This window comes from Roseburia sp. AM59-24XD, assembly GCF_003478445.1.
In the GTDB taxonomy this organism is placed as follows: Bacteria; Bacillota; Clostridia; order Lachnospirales; family Lachnospiraceae; genus Jutongia.
Genome location: NZ_QUET01000019.1, coordinates 1 through 17,758 on the forward strand (window position 1 = coordinate 1; position 17,758 = coordinate 17,758).

Consider the following 17,758-nt stretch of genomic DNA (forward strand, 5'->3'; position numbering starts at 1 on the left):
GTGACCTCCTTTTGTATGCGGTAATCCCTGTTACCATTGTTTTTTTCCAATTCATAGTATACAGGTAAATCCACGATGCTACAAATTGGAGGTCATTACATATTGTCTTCTGCAATTTCTGACTTCATTTTGCTGCTTCTCCTTTGCCATTCTCTGTTTTAATTATATTCTCATTTTTGAGAAGGTCAAGATTTTTCATCATTTCCATGGAGATTCCGTTTATATTTACCTGCATCTCTTTTATGTGACCTGAATTATATAATGCACGCCTCGCAGGTGTCAATCGCATTTTCTATGGAAATTTAATTTTTCACACCTTGCTTTTCCGGAAAGATGCCTCCATGCCTACTTTCCCCCTTGAAACAGCCATCAATATATCGTATAATCGTACTGTTTGGACACTTTTAATTGCAGTACATGATGTCTGGCCACCGGATAGCAATTTATATGTAAACGTACATTGCTATCTGCCTTTAACCCTTGCATCATATTATTAGAATATATCGGAGGATCAACATGTCAGAAAATGATTTAAGAAAACAGATTGAGAAACGAAGAACCTTTGCGATCATCTCACACCCGGATGCCGGTAAAACGACATTGACGGAGAAGTTTCTGTTATACGGAGGGGCGATCAATACCGCCGGTTCTGTAAAGGGAAAGGCAAATTCCAAATATGCCGTATCTGACTGGATGGAGATTGAGAAGGAACGTGGTATCTCCGTTACTTCTTCCGTTCTGCAGTTTAATTATAACGATTATTGTATCAATATTCTGGATACACCGGGACATCAGGACTTTTCCGAGGATACCTACCGTACACTGATGGCTGCGGATTCCGCCGTAATGGTGATCGATGCTTCCAAGGGTGTGGAGGCACAAACGATCAAGCTGTTTAAGGTTTGTGTAATGCGTCACATTCCAATCTTTACCTTTATCAACAAAATGGACCGCGACGCCAAGGATTCGTTTGAGCTTCTGGATGATATTGAAACCGTACTCGGTATCCGCACCTGTCCGGTCAACTGGCCGATCGGTTCCGGTAAACGTTTTAAGGGAATTTACGACCGCGATGCCAAGACCGTCCGCTCCTTCCAGTCTGTAGCAACCGGTGGTGCCAAGCAGCCGCTGAGACCGATTACTCCATTGACGATCCGGCACTCAGGGAGCTTGCCGGGGATGATCTGTACGATCAGCTTCTGGAAGAGATCGAACTGTTAGACGGTGCCAGCGATCCGCTGGATCTTAAGCAGGTTCAGAATGGCGAACTTTCTCCTGTATTTTTCGGTTCCGCACTGACCACCTTCGGTGTAGAAACCTTTCTGAATTACTTTTTGCAGATGACAACACCACCTCTGCCACGCCACTCCAACGAGGGCGACATCGATCCGGTTACCTCTCCGTTTTCTGCGTTTGTCTTTAAGATTCAGGCAAATATGAATAAGGCTCACCGCGACCGAATTGCATTTATGCGAATCTGTTCCGGTAAATTTGAGGCCGATAAGGATGTGTATCATGTACAGAGCAAACGTAAGCTGAAGCTCTCCCAGCCACAGCAGATCATGGCACAGGATCGTCAGGTAATTTCAGAGGCATATGCCGGAGATGTGATCGGAGTCTTTGACCCGGGCATTTTCTCCATCGGCGACACGATCACAATGCCGGGCAGCAAGTTTGAGTATGAAGGAATCCCAACCTTCGCTCCTGAGCATTTCTGTCGTGTAGTTCAGCTTAATTCCATGAAACGAAAGCAGTTCGTCAAGGGAATCACCCAGATCGCACAGGAGGGTGCTATTCAGATCTTTCAGGAATTTACAGCCGGAATGTCCGAGATTATCGTAGGCGTTGTCGGTGTACTTCAGTTCGATGTATTGAAGTACCGTCTGGAAAACGAATACGGCTGTGAGATCCGTCTGGAGTCCCTGCCGTATGAATATATCCGCTGGGTGGGCGATCCGACCACGGATGTCACGAAGCTGAAACGTATGAACAATGTCAAGGCAGTCAAGGATATGAAGGGCAACCCACTGCTCCTCTTTGTCAATGACTGGATGATCCGCATGGTTCTCGAAGATAACGAAGGACTGGAGCTTCTGGAATTTAAAAAGAACTGATCCGGTTCACCTGTCCGTAAATACCGATAACAAAAAGTGCTGAGTCACAGGTTTTAACCTATGGTTCGGCACTTTTAATATCTTAGAAAATGCTTGTAACGTAGTGTTATGCCAACGAGAATTTTCCTATACCACAAAAAAGAGAGCGTCCTTTCGAACACTCTCTTCGTTCTTCTTTCTATATCCGGATCTTAGACCTCTTCCTCTATCTCTTCCTCGTCAGGCTGGATATGATCGGTGAAATACTGCTCACTGATCATATCCAGGTATGCCGGATCCTCCTCCGGATACTGCTTCACCAGATTGCTGCGGATATGTGCCATAACCACCAGATCATTCTCTGCCTGAGACACCTCCGGATTGGTCCACTTCTCAGCGATCTCCTTTGTCAGGTTCTCGCTCATCCATGCAAGGATCTTTTCTGTCTTTTCCTTTTCGATCGGAATCTCTGTCTTAATTCTTGCAGACTTTACAACAGAAACAATACCGCCGATCAAAAACAGTAAAAACATCAGTGCAAGTCCCCAAAGGACTACAACATTATACTTGATCGGAATGATATCCAGCTTACATAACAGCAGGTATGCTTCTCCGATAATACCGAAGATAATAAATGTCAGACCGGAGAATAACATATCTTTGTACGCATCCTCTTTGGTCACATACTCTTTAGTGGACTCGTATAAAAGATCTCTGGCTGTATCCTCCTCGTCATCATCTTCTCCCAACTTCAGCTCCTCATTGTCCTCTGCAAACGGATTGTAATTCGGATCAGATGCTTCATCCTCTGCATCCCAGTCATACTCTTCCGGCTCTGAGGTCTCTTCCTCATCCTCTGAATCACTCCCTGCAAGAACTTTTTCCTCTTCGCTGTCATCCTCTGTCTCATCGGAAGCATCTGCATCTGCGTCCTCATCAGCAGTTTTCTTCTCAAGCTCCTGTCTGCGTGCTTCTTCCTTCTGCTGCTCGATATCCTCCTCCACAGCGGTCAGAAAACCCTCAAAAAGACGCTCCGCCTTTTTCGCCATCTTCTCCGGGACAGTCACTTTATAGCTGTCTGTCTCCTCATCGTACTTTTTCAGAGCTCCCTTTACCTTGGAATATTCCAGATACTCCACAAAACGGTCTGCCATCTGCTCGTCCTTGAGATTGCAGATATCAACCGTTTCAAAATCGGCTGCCGTTCCTTCTACAAGCTCGGTTCCGCAATCTGCACAGACGGTGATCCCGTCTCTGTACTCTGTCTTACACTTTGGACACCACATAATTTCGTCCTCCTCTTAATCGTTCTCTAACTAATACTAGCATACCCCCCGCCAAAACTCAAGGTTTCCGGCGGTTTTCACAAACTCTTCACAACCGCAGTTCTATCCCATAAATCGGACAACACAATATGCTTTCCCCGCAGAATCCTGCAGTGCAACCAGATAGCCGTCCGGCGTCTCATAACGCACCGGCCGGATCGTATCTCCAAGCATCGCCTGACTACGATACTCCACACGCAACTCACGGATCACAAACGTTTCCGGCAGATATGCGGTCGCCATGCGGACATATTGCCCGTTATTGACGTGGTGATTCGTATCCAGATGATACTCCTGTACCACAAATGCCTTCTGTTCCTGCCCGCCCTCCTTTGGAACCGGAATCTTCCGGGAGACCTTTTCCAACGGAAGCGGATCTGCGATGCCATACAGATCAATATCCTCCGGACTTACCATGCAGGGACGCATCTTTACCCGGTCTAACAGCGTCCAGATAGAATATGCCTGAACCGCAGCCTTGCCGTCCTCGCCATAGATCAGAAAGTTACGATAGCCAAACATCTTCTCGCTGCCGCATGCCTGTGTCGCGATCTTAATATGCTCGCCCATATCCGGATAACGGTCGATCACGATCTGCCAGAAATTCAACACCCACATTTTCTGTCTGCCGTAAACGGTATCCATTCCGACACCTAATTCCTCTGACTCGAAACAGGTGCAGTCCTGCAGATAATTGACAATCCCGTCCGGGCTTAATTTACCGTTCTCCGCCAGCTCACTGTATCTTACTCTGCTATCAAATGAATACATTCTTTTCTCCTTTCCCATAACAAGGATCATAACGCCCAAAAATGACAAAACAAGCATTTCCCTGCGTCACACTACATTACGAACATTTTCCTATATCACGAAAAAAGGAGCTTCCATTGAAAACGGAAACTCCTTTCTGCTGCAAGAATAATAATGATATTAGGTACAAAAGGTCATTTGACCCTTGCATCATAATAATTATTTTACAAGCTCTTTTACCTTTGCAGCCTTACCTACTCTGTCACGAAGATAGAACAGTTTAGCACGTCTTGCCTTACCTTTTCGTACAACCTCGATCTTGTCGATAATTGGGGAATGAAGCGGCCAAGTCTTCTCAACACCTACACCGTTAGAGAACTTTCTAACTGTGAATGTCTCTCTGGCACCACCGTTCTGTCTCTTCAGAACTGTTCCCTCGTAAACCTGGATACGCTCACGGCTACCCTCGATAACCTTTGCATAAACCTTTACAGTATCTCCGACACGGAAATCTGCAACTTCCTTCAACTGCTCGTCTTCAATTGCCTTAATAATATCGTTCATGATGTGACCTCCTTTTATTTTCGACATTCTTAATACTTATGTGCTGTCCGCAACCGTAACAGAGGAATATCTCTACTCACAACCACACTATCATATCATAACATTTCCGCCAAGACAACCCCTAATTTTAAAAATCAATAGAAAAATGAATCGCCACTTAGGGAATCCGTCCTCTTTGCAGCAGCCATGACACCGATTACTGTTATTCTATCTGAAACAGCTCCATCAGCTCTTCCATCGTAAGCTGGTTTACAAATACCTCCCCCGCCTCGATTACATTTTCGGATAAAAGCTTCTTGCGGGTCTGCAGGGCATCGATCTTTTCTTCGATCGAATCCTTCATAATCAGTTTGATCACCTGTACCTTCTTCTTCTGACCAATCCGGTATGCACGGTCTGTCGCCTGCTCTTCCACCGCCGGATTCCACCATGGATCAAAGTGGATCACGGTGTCTGCACCGGTTAAGTTCAGTCCGGTTCCTCCCGCCTTGAGAGAGATCAAAAACACCTTGACCCTTCCCTGGTTAAAGCTTTTGACGTATTCCTTGCGCTGCTCCGGCTTCGTGGCACCTGCCAGATAATGATAGGCGATTCCCTGCTTGGTAAGCTCCTGCGCAATGATATTGAGCATCGAGGTGAACTGTGAAAAGATGATCACGCTGTGACCGCCGTTGAGGATGTCCGGAAGCTGCTCCAGCAGAAGATCCAGCTTGCCGCTGCCACCATGATAGTTTTCAATGAAGGTACCCGGATGACAGCAGATCTGGCGCAGTCTCGTCAACGCCGCAAGAACCTGCATTCTGCCACCTGCAGCCTCAAAGGTGCCGACGCCCTTCATCTCCTCCTGAATCCTTGACAGATACGACAGATATATCTTTTTCTGTTTTGCTGTCATCTCTGCCATACGCTTTGTCTCAATCTTATCCGGCAGCTCCTTTAAGACTTCCTTCTTCATACGACGCAGGACAAACGGCTGTATCCTGGTCCGAAGCTCCTTCATCTTATTCTGGTCGTGCTCCTTTAAAATCGGTTTTTCATAGGCATCGGCAAACCTTGAATACTTCATAAAAAAGCCCGGCATAATAAAATCAAAGATCGACCACAGTTCGGAAAGTGCATTCTCGATCGGCGTACCGGTCAGTGCAAACCGGTTGTCTGCCGGAATGCTCTTGACTGCCTTTGCGCCCAGAGAGGACGGATTCTTGATAAATTGCGCCTCATCCAGAAAAATGTGATCATACTTTTGCTGCTGGTAGCTTTTGGTGTCCTTCCGTATCAGCGGATATGTTGTGATCCACACATCGTAATCGCCCTGCCGTCCGGCAATGAGTTCCTCTCTCTCCTCCGGCGTTCCCTGCACAATGCAGGTACGGATCGACGGTGCAAACTTCTGAAACTCATCCTGCCAGTTATAGGCTAACGATGTCGGACAGACGATCAGCGTCTTTTGTCCCGGGAAGGAGCAGATATAGACGATTGCCTGCAGTGTCTTACCAAGACCCATATCGTCTGCAAGGATTCCTCCCATGCCATAGTGCGCCAGCGTCTTAAGCCACTGATATCCCACCACCTGATACGGCCGCAGAGAAGCCGTCACGGTCTCCGGTATCTCCCAGCTTGCCTGCTCCGGATGCTTCAGATCCTGCAAAAGTCTTTCATAAGCCTCCTGTCTCTGCAGACGGCTTCCCCGCGGCAGCATCTTCTCTAAAAACATTGCCGTACTCTTATGAAACTTCAACTTGCTGCCGGAGTATTCCTGATCGTTATCCAACATCCAGCGCAACGAATGAAGCTGCGGATCCTCTCTTGTCAGATCAATAAAGGAGCCGTCCTTTAACCTGAAATACTTCCGTTTCAACTGAACCGAGCGGAAGAATGCCTCCAGCTCCTCCTGCGGGATCTGCGCATAGCCAAGATCGATCTCTAACAGATTAATATCCGTATCCAGCCGGATATTGGCGGACATCGTTCCCATTTTGCGAATGCCGTGGCTTTTATATTCTTTGGAATAAAATACCTTAAAATGATCGGTCAGCTCGCTGATCCGTTCTGTCATCAGTTCAAAAATATCGTTTTCATTTTTCAGTAAAAAGCAGTCTCCCTGCACCTGAAAATTCAGTCCGTAAAGAATGCTGATCAGCCGCTCCTCTTCCTCCTTGTCACGGACAAGAATGATATCGTCTGACGTAAACTCCTCCTGCAACGGATTCACATGATACTTCCCGTAGCAAAACTCCAGCCTTGCAGAAACGTAATACTTCTTGCGCATCTGGCTGATATCAAGATAGAGCTCCGGCTGCAGTGCCTCTACAATATAGCTTTCCCGAAGCTGTTCCGGCACCTGTACCTGCATGGACTTTTTAATGACCGGCAAAACCTTCTCGATAAAACGCTTTTTGTTTTCGCCGCGGAAATCGATCTGTCCCTCCTGCGACCGGAACAGACTGGAATAAAACGGCAGAAGATTGCAGATATAATCCCGCTCCGGCAGATAAATGTCTTTCCGGTAATAAAGGATCGAACCGTCCTCTGACAGCGCATACAGCTTATCCTCGCCCTCCTGGGCAAGCGTCAATCCTTCCTCATCCATCTTCATGTCGAGAGAAATCTCCGGGCGTCCTTCCACGATCTGCGCAGTCCCTGCGTCTTTGCCAAACAAACTCAGCTGGCATTCCAGTCCCTTTGCCAGATGCAAAAGCTTCACCAGCATATTCTGTGATAAGACCATCTCCTGTCTGCTGAACAGATTGGAATAATAAGTCTTACCGAGCGTCTCCTGAATCTCGTAAATCTCGGTCAGATAGGACATCACATTAGCGGACGCCTCATCAAAGGCACATTCTCCCGGAATAAAGTAAAACTGCTTTCCAAGACGAATGTCCTTCTCCTCGTAATAATCCGCGATAAACTTCTTGGTGTTTGTCACCTTATACATTTTCTCGGAGCCGGCGTACAGGCTTAAATACGCCTTAGCATTCTGCTTCCTTAAAAGCGACGGGATCGTAATACGGAGTCCCAGATGATAATAGGTCGGACTGAGTCTGCGAAATTCTCTTTTCTGGAAATATTCAATAATCTGATAAGCAGTTTTATCCCTGGTATCCAGATGCTCCTTTACGTTCTCCCGCTGCTGGTAATCCGCAATAAATAAAAGTGTTGCCACAACATGCTTACAGGCTCCCTTTTGCTTAACATGCGACGGACAGTTGCAGGTATAAAGCCACTCTCCATCTTCAGACACCTGTATCGTCACGACATACTGGTTTCCTCCATGTACCACACTTCGATACTGACCATTGTTCTCATTCCAGGTCACATCACTTACCGCATGCGCTGCATAATAACGCATTCCGCGGTAATATACCGTTTCTGAGGATGCCATGCGGCGAATTGCCTCTCGTGTGATTCTCTGCATTTTACGAAACCTCTTTTCTTTCAATCAAACTGTCTTTGATCAACGGTTACGCTTCTTCGTCTGCCAGCAGATGCAGTTTATCTGCAACAACAGACATCTTCCTTCCAAACGGAAATTCATATAATTCATCTCTGGTAAGTCCCTTCATTTTCAGGATCAGTACAAAATAAACACATACCGCTGCGATCAGTGCCGGCAGCAGGGAAATGATATTGCTTCGTGTCAGCAGATGGAACAGCTTAAATACCAGGAAGGTGATAACCCCCATAGCAGCCGATGCCAGAAACGGCACGCAAAAGCATTTCGTAACCTCCTGCTTGAAGCCGAGATGTACGCTGACGGAATAGCCGTTTAACACACATACTAACAATGGATATGTGACGTTACCGATGACAAGGGCATATACACCAAGTCCGGTAAAGCGCATCAGAAACCATACCAGGATCACATGCACGATCAGAGAGATCAGGGAATGCCATACCGGCAGGCGCATCTGGTCGATACTCTGTAACACACCGCTTGTCACGGTTGACAGTGCATAGAAAATAATACAGCCGGAACCGATGATCATCATCATGGAACCCATCTTATAATCCATGGACGGATAAATGGAATGAATGATCGGCACGGCAAGCACTGCCATACCGACAGCCGATGGAAATGCAATGATCATATTAAACTTCACAGCAAGGTTGACCTTGCGGTGTACCGCATACTTATCCTTGCCAATATAAGACGCTACAAGGCTTGGCACCATCGAAGATGCAATGGCGGTCGATACGGCGATCGGCACACTCACAAGCGTTCTGTACTGTGTGCTGTAGATTCCCTGCCATGTACTGATCTGTGTACCGGTAATACCTCTCGTTGGCAATACCCAGTTGATCAGGGATACATCAATGATACCGCTGAGCTGATATACCGTCTGGCTCAGAATGATCGGGATGGCAGTCCAAAGGATCAGCTTGTAGGTCTCTCCCACAGACATTGCTTCGGAAACATGATCTCTTCTCTGCTGCTTCTTCATGACCGGACGGTAGATCAGATATACAAATACCAGAAAGATCAGTGCCATCAACGCGCCCATGCTGGTACCGAGTGTACCGCCGGCTGCTCCCCATGCGGAGAATTTTGCGGAAGCGCTGTGCGCACGCATCATAAAGAATGCCGCAGACACACTGACGATCGCATTTACGATCTGCTCAAAGATCTGGGAGATCGCTGTCGGCATCATCGTCTTTCTTCCCTGGAACAAACCACGGAGTGTACCCATAATAGCCACTACAAATATAGTCGGTGCCAGAATCCGAAGCGGGATCGCAATTCCGTAAAAGCTCTTAAAGAAATTCTTCTCGAGCCAGTCTGCACCGAAGAATACAAACAGTGCTGCCGCACCACCGGTACAGAGCGAAAATATCATGGAACAACGAAAAATATGATATGCTTCCTTATACCTCTTCTCGACACACTTGGCAGATACCATCTTGGAGACTGCCATCGGCATACCGTAAGAGGATATGATCAGCAGAATATTGTAGATCTCGTATGCAGACGAATAAATACCGTTTCCCTCCGGACCGATAATATTCGCCATTGGAATACGATACAACAGACCGATCATTCGCACCAGGATCGATGCCACAGCCAAAATACTTCCCTGTTTTAAGAAACCGCCGGCAGCGGTCAGTTTTTTATTTGTTGTTTCCATTGTGATAACCAAGCCTTTCCAACTCCTGTGGCACCGGAACCGCAGGTATTTTCCTGTATATTAAATCTTTGTCTACTCACGTATGATACCGAGTGCCTGAAGGATCTGCTCCTGACGCTGTTCCATCTCCACCCGCTCCTCATCCTCGATATGGTCATAGCCGAACAGATGAAGCATGCTGTGCGCCGTCAGAAAACAGATCTCTCTCTTCAGAGAATGTCCATACTCCTCAGCCTGCATTCTGGCGCGTTCCACAGAGATCACAATATCTCCGAGGATCAGTTCTCCCGTTTCCGGGTGGAAATACTCTGCCGAAGCATTTTCCCCCTCCAACTCCGAAAAGTCTGCCGGTGCCGGATAATCCACCATCGGAAAAGAAAGAACATCCGTCGGAACGTCAAGCTCCCGAAACTCCCGGTTGATCTCACGGATCGAATCGTTGTCGGTAAATGTTACATTGACCTCAAACTCATAGGGGCATTTCTCCTGGTCTGCCGCCTGCCGGATCACCTTTTCCAAAATATTCTCATAATCAAAATCCAGTTCCTGATCTGTTTCATTCTCAAAACAAATTGTCATAATTGATCAAATTCCTCCCTCAATCTGTCTCTCTATTCAAATGCATGTGCAACATAAAATGTTCTCAGCCGTTCTATCTGCTCCTGTGTCAGTCCTGCCTGCGCCAGACTTCCCTTTTCCATTCGATTGGCAAAAATACTCATAACAAGCTTTTCGTCTGTGATCGCACTGCGTTTGCCGTTTTCCTGAAGATACTCACCCGTTGATAAAATACAATCACTGAGCATTACAATGGCTGCTTCCGGACTCTTCGGAATCTCACTTCCTGTATTATGCTGACGAATCACTGCCACTAACTCCTCCGAGAATCCATAGGTCTGCGCCAGCGCATCATTGCCCTCCATATAGTTATCCGGTACTAAAAGGCGTCCCGCCTCATGAAACATTCCTCCAGCTGCCGCAAGACCATCTTTAAATCCCATCTCCTTCGCTGCCATCTCGGAAAGCCTGCTGATCTCACAGGAATGACGGTACAGTGCATCGTTCTCCTTCAGCTTGCGGATCAGCGGAAAATCATCCTGCAGATATGCCATCATATCGAGTTCCTGTGCCGGTGCCTCCTGCACTTCCTCCTCCGGCTCATGTACGGTAAAAAGCTGTAAGATTGCACAAAACAGTGCCAGAAATACCAGACTTCCAAGCTCCAGGATCAGATAATATCTCTGCATGAACATCTCACTGCCCTGAAAACGACAGCGGATCACAAACAGCGCAAGGCAGAGTGCTGTCAGGATCACTGCGGCATATGGCAGCTCCTCCCTGCTCTGCAGCATAGACACGATCATCAAAAATGCAACCGCCATGATCAGATAATATACCATCTGTCCAAGATCATTATTGACAAACGCCGCATTGCACAAATAAGTCATCATAAGTGTCCCAAACGTCACCACCTTGATCTCAAGCTTGTCGAGCCGACTCACAACTGCAAGCGGCAGAAGTATAAACATTCCCACATGATAACGGGATGCGACACCGATCAGACACAGTGCCACCGAAAAGGAAAAAAGATAGATCAACTTCTCCGGAATCTGCTGCCAAAGCATGTCCTGTCCTGCATGCAGAAGTGTCATAAATACAACACCGAGGATCAGGCTGTAGCACACCTGAACCATCATCCCCGGAATGCTCATTCGATTAATTCCGGCGCATATCAACGCTCCAAGTACCAGTGACAGATACATCACTGCGGAAAACATTTTCGATTCATTTTTCCTTTCCATGCCGTGCCCCCTGCTCCTTCTTTCTTGCTTCTCTGCGTGCCTGCTTCTTCTCATAGTCGTCATACGCACTGACGATCTGCTGTACCAGCGGATGACGAACAACATCCTTATTATCCAGGAAAGAAAATCCGATATCCTCCACGTTTTTCAGAACATTGATCGCCTGATCCAGTCCGGAAGCCGTTCCGGACGGAAGATCCTTCTGCGTCTGATCTCCGGTCACAACTACCTTGGAGCCAAATCCGATTCGTGTCAGAAACATCTTCATCTGTGCCGGTGTCGTATTCTGTGCCTCATCCAGAATGATAAATGAGTTATCCAGCGTACGTCCTCTCATATATGCTAACGGAGCTACCTCAATAAGCCCCTTTTCCACATTGCGCAGATAGCTGTCCACTCCCATGATCTGATGCAGTGCATCATAGAGCGGACGCAGATAAGGATCCACCTTGCTCTGCAGATCACCCGGCAGAAATCCGAGTTTTTCTCCCGCCTCGATCGCCGGTCTTGTCAGAATAATGCGGCTGACCTCATCACGTTTAAATGCCTCGATCGCCATTGCCATCGCAAGATATGTCTTTCCGGTTCCCGCCGGTCCCACGCCAAACACGATCATTTTCTTGCGGATCTGGTCCACGTATTTCTTCTGTCCGGTCGTCTTTGGCTTGATCGGCTTTCCCTGGATCGTCCGGCAGACAATGTCCGAATCGATCTCCACCAGCTCTGATTCACGATGCTCCATGGAAAGTGCCAGAGCATAATCCACATTCTGCTCCGTGATCGTATTGCCCCTGCGGGAAAGCTCCAGAAGCTGCATCAGAATGCTCTCTGCCGTCTTTACGCTTGCTGCCTCTCCCACCAGCTTTAAGCTGCCATCTCTGGCAACCATCGTTACATTTAAGTTTCTCTCGATCTTTTTGATGTAAGCGTCAAAGCTGCCAAATATGTTTTTCTCATGTTCGGCAGGTATCTCTATAACTGTCTCCATAATCGACATGTACTATAATTCCTCCAAATACTGATAATCCATGGGGTCGCCTCTCTATCGATACTGCGTCTGCTTTCTGGAATAAATGATCGTAGCTGTTCCGTAGAAGCTCCCATTACGCTCCTTCACCGAAAGCTCTCCTTCCAGATCATAGCAGCCATTGTCTCTCATCTGTAACCGATAATAATCAAACCGATCCTGCAGTATCCCGGCTGCCTCCTCCGGCGAATAACGTCCGTTCTCTGCACATACCTCACGGAATGTCTTTTTCCAGACAAATACCGGAAAACGGCATGACAGAAAAGGGCATAGTCGCCCACCTTCTCGGATTATATCATACTTTTCGTAACTTTCCAAACTTTTTAACGGGTTATATACAAAAAGATTATGATTTCCAATGCAAATCTGATATAAAGTCCGCTGTTTTCCGGTCAGCTTCTGTTTCCGATACGGAACCGGCAGCTCATCCTCATAATGCTGCACCGACTGCACTACGACTGTGCCCGCAGCCCTGACGTGCCGCTTCTGCACAACCTCCTCGTTGTCACCGATGATCTTTACCTTCTCGGAGATCAGCTTCTGTCCCTTCCTGACCGTATCTCCCGCCCTGACCTTTGCCGTACCTGTTCTTGTCACAATACTGAGCACGGTTCCATCCTCCTGTGCCACAAGACTTTTCGGCGTTTTGTTCGTTTTCTTTTTCTGCAGAAGCACCTCATCGAGCCGCACATAAAGCTTGCTCCCTGATTTTTCTACCGATACCCAGCCAACATCCGGATATTTCTTTCGAAGCTTTGTCTCAAGCTCCCCGCAGGAAATCCCGCTGCCGGACATTCCTCCGTAGACATTCTCCGACTCCAGATATTTAAGGATACTCTCCCTCGTGTGGTAGGACTGACCGGACACCTCGATCCCCCAGATCCGTCCGGACATGAAAAACAGGATTCCCAGAAAGCACAAAAGACCGCACCAGAAGCTTGCCCGCGCCATTCCTCTTCGCAGCCAGAATAGCCACCGATCCTTTCCCGCACCAGCGGAAATACACCCGTCTTGGCAGCGATTGGGCGAAGCTTATAGTAATCACTTCTGCGAAGATATCCATACACCATCCGCTGATCCTGCTGCCACCGAAGTCCCCACCAGACAATCCCCTTTGCCCGGCAGATATTGACAAAGCGCTCTGCCTGCGCTCCCGGCAGACGTACCAAGACATACCCGGCACACCAAGTCATTATTCTATGTATCATCTCTGTTCCTCCATTTTTGAATCGTCTGCGGCATATTTCCTGTCACAACTGATATTCTATGGAATGAATCTCGCCCACAACACACATGCATTCCTCCCGGTAATACGCAATTCCCAGACACTTTCCGGCGATACGTATCTTTCCGGTCTTTGTCTGGATCCGGATCTGTTCCTCCTGATATTCTAATATACTGCGGTAATTTTCAATACATACCCGGTATCTGCCATAGCTCGTTACGACCGGAGCCTTCACCAGAATGTCCTCCGGCAGCCGCATCACTCCTGACAGCTTACGGGATATCACCGGATCCTGCCCGGAAGGAGTTGCTTTCATTCTTTTTTCATGCTTATGCTTCACCGGTCTGACACGGTATTTTCGTTCCATGTGTCTGCTCCATTCTCCGGTATCGCGAAGCGTAGCGTTTTATGTCCGTTTATGACACTTCGCTGTACCAGATTCCTTCTTACTACTATATGCAAAAAAACACCGGAAAGTGACTGGCACCTTCCGATGTTTTGATAGATCCATATAAAACAACACATTATAAAACCGATGCAGCGCCTTCAAACCCGCCACATGGCTTTCATACCTATTTCTCTTTCTTACTGCCGAGCGTATCGTCGATGATATTCTCAATGACCGATTTCTTCACCCATACATCAAAGCTTAGCATGCAGATAAATGCAAATGTAGTCAGAAGCTTTTTGTCCTCCGGATCCTCCACATCCTCAAAAGCCTCACCGGACTTCTTCAGCTTGCGTATGATGTCTCTGACCTGGGAATTGATATTCTCCTGCTCCAGATCAACGATCTCTTTGTAGATGTCACTCAATGAAAGTCCGTCCGTGCTCCCGAAAAAGCGGTCAGACAGCGGATTTAATATACTCTGAATATCGTTGATCGACAAAAAGTTCTTAAGATAATAAATATAGATCAACATCAGCATATGCTCACTGGAGTATTTCTTCTTGACCGGCGGCGGCAGCAGATTATTCTTGGTATAATTATTGATCATCGTCTTCGTGAGTATCTTATCCTCCTCAAAACGCTTGGAGGAACGCAGATGTTCATCCATAAACGTTGTTACCTGATCCATATACAGATCGATCTGAGGTATCTCATCCGGGGTAATATAGTCGATATTCTGCATGCTCCGGAGAAGATTCAGAATCTCGTTTGTGTATTTTTTCTGCATAATACTCTCATTCCTGTTCTTTTACACATTTTTTTCGTACCTGTTATTATAACGCATTTGCGGCTTTCTGGCAAGACTGACCTGTTTTTGTGCATGTTTGTGCATGTTTCTTATTTTCCGGCAGCTTCCTTTGCCAGCGCCGTATCTACAAGGTCATCGTAGGAAAGACGGTTCTTCAACACACCGGCATCCTGTAAGATATCCTGCAGAAGCTCAAAACTTGCTTTCTCAAAGACCAGATTTTCCTTCCAGGTTCCCTGATCATAATAACGTTTTACGACAGTGACAAGCGCCTTTTCATCCGTTTCCGGAAACTGTGGTGCGATCACCTTTGCAATCTCCTCCGGAGTGTGGCTCTGCACAAAGTCCATCCCCTTCTGCACTGCTCTTGTGAAGGCGAGAAGCTCTTTTTTGTGCTCCTTCATATAGCTTTTCTTGGCGGAATATGCCGTGTATGGCACATCGCCGCTCGCTTCACCTAATGATGCAACGACAACGCCCTTTTTGTCTGCCTCCAGAGATGCCGCAAACGGCTCAAACTCAACCGTATAATCTCCCTGTCCGGATGCATATGCCTGCGCAGTCAGACCAAAGTCAATGTTTTTGACAATGGTTAAATCCTTCTTTGGATCAATGCCGTTTTTCTTCAGAACATACTCAAAGATCATTTCCGGCATACCTCCGTCCCTGCCGCCAAGCACCGTTTTTCCTTTCAGCTTTTCCCATTCAAACGAGTCATCTGCTGATTTTGCAACCAGAAAATTACCGGCACGGTTGGTAAGCTGTGCAAAATTCACAATATAATCCTTTGCCCCCTCCTGATAAACATAGATGGAGGACTCTGATCCCATAAAGCCTATGTCCGCCTCTCCCGACACAACCGCTGTCATTACATTATCCGCTCCCATGCCGTTTGTAAGCTCAAGCGCAATCCCCTCATCCTCAAAGTATCCCTTCTCAATTGCAACATACTGCGGCGCATAAAAGATAGAGTGTGCCACTTCATTGAGCCTTATTGTTGTCAGCTCTTTTTCCTGCTTGCCACAGCCCGACAATGTCCCCGCAGTCATAACTGCTGTCATACCGACACAGAGTGCCTTTTTCCAGATACGTTTCATAAATACCTGCCCTTTCTGTACGAAAAAGAGGACACCTCCTTTGATGTCCTCTTTTGCACAAACAATTTATAAAATATGGTATGCAGGAAACTTGATGTTGTGATTTGGCAGCTTATCGGTACTGTGGGTGCAGCAGTCTGCCGGGAATCAACCGATCCGTTCTAGTTAAAGAAGGAACCCCACCAGTTATTATATCCATTTCCACTCTGGCTGTTGTCATTGCCCTGAGATCCGTTCCGGCTGTTATCTCCATTCTGGGAATTATTTCCGCCACTGCTCTGGGAGCCACTCTGATCATTGCTCTGGCCGCTGTCACTGCTGTCCTCATCCGTCGAATCAGACTTCTTGCCAAGCTTCACCTTCACGGTAACCTCTTTGTAATCACCGTTGTCGGCTCTCTTTACGACTACCTCGACCGTATCACCTGCTTTACAGCGCCCCAGACGATCCTTCAGTCCATCCATCGTTGTTGTCTCTGTGCCGTTAAATTTCACGATCACATCACCGGTCTTGATCCCTGCTTTTCCGGCAGGAGAATCCTGTGTGACCTTGCCTACATAGATACCCTCCGGCATATTATAATACTGGGAGAGCTCGCTGGACACATCGGTTCCTTTAATGCCAAGATATGCCTGTTCATCCTCAGATACCTGCTGTGCATCGATAATATCATTGATGATCGGAATTGCTGTTGAGATTGGGATGGCAAAGCCCATACCCTCTACGGAGGTGTCCGAATATTTTGAAGAGTTGATACCGATCACCTTGCCCTCGTCATCAACAAGAGCACCACCGCTGTTACCGGGATTGATCGCTGCATCTGTCTGCAGAAGCTTCATGTTCACATCCTCAGAAGCAACCTCTCTGTCTACGGCACTGATGTAGCCAACCGTTACAGAAGTACCATAGCCGAGTGCATTACCGATCGCGATAGACTGCTCACCGATCTTTACCTTTGTGGAATCACCAAGCGTTGCAACCTTGATATTATTCTTTGTATCGGAAGACAGATCCTTCATCGGAATCTCAACAACTGCCAGATCCGAATCCGTATCGGTTCCCTTTACACTTGCGGTGTAAACACTGTCGTCGTTAAACTTAACCGATACGCTTGTCGCATCCTTCACAACATGGTTGTTCGTTGCGATGTACAGATTGTCGTCATCCTGCGCCACAATGATACCGGAGCCGCTTCCGGAACCCTCCTGTGAATAGGTTCTGCCGAAAACATCCTGCGTCTGCTCCTGTACGGTTACATCGATCGCTACGATCGACGGAAGTACGTTAGCAGCCACACCCGAAACGGTTCCTGATGTCTCGTCACTGCCCGATGCAGAGGTCGATGTCGTCTTTAGCTTGCTTGCCGGAGATGCTGTGCTCTCTACCGCTGCATTACCGGTCAGACGACCTGCCGTATAATTAACGCCCTCAAATGTAATGCCACCTACCAGTCCAAATACAACAGCATATGCTGCTACCTTTCCTAAATCCTGTTTTCTCATCACGATCGCTCCCTTCATTTCTCTTCTCTCAAACTATCTTATGTGTGATGT

The 17,758-nt window shown here is 47.2% G+C and carries 12 protein-coding genes and 2 pseudogenes; 1 reads left to right on the forward strand and 13 read right to left on the reverse strand.

Annotated features, from left to right (window positions below; all coding sequences use genetic code 11):
- The first annotated feature begins 516 nt into the window (after positions 1-516).
- Positions 517-2,114, forward strand: a pseudogene (locus DXA20_RS18420) (peptide chain release factor 3).
- Between the two features lie 191 nt (positions 2,115-2,305).
- On the opposite strand, the gene DXA20_RS10085 reads toward DXA20_RS18420, so the two are convergent.
- From DXA20_RS10085 to DXA20_RS10150, 13 genes and pseudogenes are all read right to left on the reverse strand, one after another.
- The gene (locus tag DXA20_RS10085; RefSeq protein WP_118560534.1) at positions 2,306-3,379 is read right to left on the reverse strand and encodes a zinc ribbon domain-containing protein; all 1,074 of its coding nucleotides are present in this window, start codon (positions 3,377-3,379) and stop codon (positions 2,306-2,308) included.
- 102 nt (positions 3,380-3,481) lie between these two features.
- A complete protein-coding gene (locus DXA20_RS10090; RefSeq protein ID WP_158577204.1) occupies positions 3,482-4,189 on the reverse strand; it encodes an acyl-[acyl-carrier-protein] thioesterase in 708 nt (235 codons plus the stop codon).
- Between the two features lie 198 nt (positions 4,190-4,387).
- Positions 4,388-4,732: a 50S ribosomal protein L19 gene (rplS, locus tag DXA20_RS10095; protein ID WP_118560538.1), complete on the reverse strand. Its 345-nt coding sequence runs from the start codon at positions 4,730-4,732 to the stop codon at positions 4,388-4,390.
- A gap of 202 nt (positions 4,733-4,934) precedes the next feature.
- Positions 4,935-8,147, reverse strand: a complete 3,213-nt coding sequence (locus DXA20_RS10100; RefSeq protein WP_118560540.1) for a DEAD/DEAH box helicase — start codon at positions 8,145-8,147, stop codon at positions 4,935-4,937.
- A 46-nt stretch (positions 8,148-8,193) separates the two neighbouring features.
- The gene (locus tag DXA20_RS10105) at positions 8,194-9,855 is read right to left on the reverse strand and encodes a putative polysaccharide biosynthesis protein (RefSeq protein ID WP_118560542.1); all 1,662 of its coding nucleotides are present in this window, start codon (positions 9,853-9,855) and stop codon (positions 8,194-8,196) included.
- A gap of 72 nt (positions 9,856-9,927) precedes the next feature.
- Entirely contained in the window at positions 9,928-10,434 is a 507-nt protein-coding gene (gene ybeY, locus DXA20_RS10110) for an rRNA maturation RNase YbeY (protein WP_118560544.1), read from the reverse strand.
- Positions 10,435-10,466: 32 nt separating this feature from the next.
- Positions 10,467-11,657 carry an HD domain-containing protein gene (locus tag DXA20_RS10115; protein ID WP_118560546.1) on the reverse strand — a complete coding sequence of 397 codons (1,191 nt, stop codon included), beginning with the start codon at positions 11,655-11,657 and terminating at the stop codon, positions 10,467-10,469.
- Positions 11,641-12,654 (reverse strand): PhoH family protein, encoded by a 1,014-nt coding sequence (locus tag DXA20_RS10120; RefSeq protein ID WP_022306209.1) that lies wholly within the window; start codon positions 12,652-12,654, stop codon positions 11,641-11,643. Before DXA20_RS10120 ends, DXA20_RS10115 begins: the two co-directional genes overlap by 17 nt.
- 45 nt (positions 12,655-12,699) lie before the next feature.
- Positions 12,700-13,892: pseudogene (locus DXA20_RS10125) on the reverse strand (sporulation protein YqfD).
- A gap of 42 nt (positions 13,893-13,934) precedes the next feature.
- Complete coding sequence (locus DXA20_RS10135; protein WP_022306211.1) at positions 13,935-14,276, reverse strand: YabP/YqfC family sporulation protein; 342 nt, start codon at positions 14,274-14,276, stop codon at positions 13,935-13,937.
- 205 nt (positions 14,277-14,481) lie between these two features.
- Positions 14,482-15,087, reverse strand: coding sequence for a DUF1836 domain-containing protein (locus tag DXA20_RS10140; protein WP_118560552.1), 606 nt, complete (start codon positions 15,085-15,087; stop codon positions 14,482-14,484).
- A gap of 110 nt (positions 15,088-15,197) precedes the next feature.
- The gene (locus DXA20_RS10145; RefSeq protein ID WP_118560554.1) at positions 15,198-16,205 is read right to left on the reverse strand and encodes an ABC transporter substrate-binding protein; all 1,008 of its coding nucleotides are present in this window, start codon (positions 16,203-16,205) and stop codon (positions 15,198-15,200) included.
- Positions 16,206-16,366: 161 nt separating this feature from the next.
- A complete protein-coding gene (locus DXA20_RS10150) occupies positions 16,367-17,707 on the reverse strand; it encodes a S1C family serine protease (protein WP_158577205.1) in 1,341 nt (446 codons plus the stop codon).
- Positions 17,708-17,758 lie beyond the last annotated feature (51 nt).